The 1,611-nt window shown below is 72.3% G+C and carries 1 protein-coding gene and 1 pseudogene; both read right to left on the bottom strand.

Annotation, left to right across the window (positions count from 1 at the left end; translation table 11 throughout):
* Positions 1 to 126 precede the first annotated feature (126 nt).
* A complete protein-coding gene (locus ACFV61_RS29135; RefSeq protein WP_380379796.1) occupies positions 127 to 1,005 on the bottom strand; it encodes a hypothetical protein in 879 nt (292 codons plus the stop codon).
* Positions 1,006 to 1,077: 72 nt separating this feature from the next.
* Positions 1,078 to 1,611 (bottom strand): annotated as a pseudogene (locus tag ACFV61_RS29130) (RNA helicase); the annotation flags it as partial.

Genomic DNA, 1,611 nt, shown 5'->3' with positions numbered 1-1,611 from the left:
GCGGGTGTGCGCGTCCCACCCCAGCGGGGGGGGGCGCCCCCCCCCACACCCCCCCCGCCCCCCCCCCGCCCCCCCTATTTTTGTGCGGGGGAAGCGGGCAGGGCCTCACTCGTCGGTCGGAACCGCTCAGCTGCGGGCGTCGCCCTTGGCCTCGGCGTCAGCCTTCGGCTCGTCCTTGGCCTCGTCCTTGGCCTCGGTGGCGCGCGCGGGCACCACGCCGTCGAACTCCTCGTCGATCTCGAGGTCGTCCTCGTCGTAGTACTCCTCGACGTTCTCCTCGTCCTCGAAGATCACGCGGTCGTCGGAGGCCTCGCCGCCGCGCTTCTTCGCCGGGGCGTCGGCCTGCTCGAACTCCTCCTCGGCCATCTCCGGGTCGAGCGCGTCCACGAACTCCACACCGTCGATCTCGGCCAGGCGCTCCGCCGCGTTGGTCGTGCCCTCGGTGTCGGCCTCGGCCGCCTTCGCGAACCAGTCACGGGCCTCGTCGCCACGGCCGGCCGCGATCAGCGCCTCGCCGTAGGCGTACCGGAGACGCGCGGTCCACGGGTGCACGGCGCTGGAAGCCAGCTCCGGGCTCTGCAGGGTCACCACGGCCGCGTCGAACTGCTCCATGTCGGAGCGGGCGCCGGCGGAGACCAGACGCATCTCGACCTGGCCGGCCTTGTCCAGCTGCTTCACCTCGGGCTCACCGGCCATCGCCAGGGCCCGCTCCGGACGGCCCAGACCGCGCTCGCAGTCGGCCATCACCGGCCACAGGTCCGCACGGCCGGTCATCCGACGGGCGGCACGGAACTCGGTCAGCGCCTCGGAGTACCGCTGCGTCATGTACGAGGCGAAACCGGCCGCCTCACGGACGGCAGCCACGCGGGAGGCCAGACGGAGCGCGACGCGGGAGAACTGGTAGGCCTCCTCCGGCTCGGTGTCGAGCAGGCGGGCCACCATCACCAGGTTGCGGGCGACGTCGTCCGCGAGCGTCTTGGGAAGGCTCTTGAGCTCCTGGCGCACGTCCCCGTCCAGCTCGAAGCCGGTGACGTCCTCCGGGATCGGCAGGCGCTTGACGGGCTCGTAGTTGCCGCGACGGTCGTCGTAGCCGCCCCGGTCGTCACGGCGGTCGTCGCGGTTGCCGCGGTAGCCGCCACGGTCGCCACCGCGGTCGTCGCGGTTGAAACCACCCGACGGACGGTCGCCACGGTCACGGTTGAAGCCATCGCCCGAGGGGCGGTCGTCACGACGGAAGCCGCCACGGTCGCCGCCACGGTCGTCGCGGTTGAAACCACCCGAGGGGCGGTCGCCACGGTCACGGTTGAAGCCGCCACCGGACGGACGGTCGTCACGACGGAAGCCGCCACGGTCGCCACCACGGTCATCGCGGTTGAAACCACCCGACGGGCGGTCGTCACGACGCGGACGGTCGTCACGGTCACGGTTGAAGCCACTCGGACGGTCATCGCGACGGAAGCCGCCACCACCCGAGGGGCGGTCGCCGCGGTCACGGTTGAAACCGCCGCCCGAGGGACGGTCGTCACGACGGAAGCCGCCACGGTCGCCACCACGGTCATCGCGGTTGAAACCACCCGACGGACGGTCGCCACGGTCACGGTTGAAACCGCC

Source organism: Kitasatospora sp. NPDC059817 (genome assembly GCF_042731835.1).
Classification (GTDB): Bacteria; Actinomycetota; Actinomycetes; order Streptomycetales; family Streptomycetaceae; genus Kitasatospora.
This window is presented reverse-complemented; position numbering and strand designations above follow the sequence as displayed.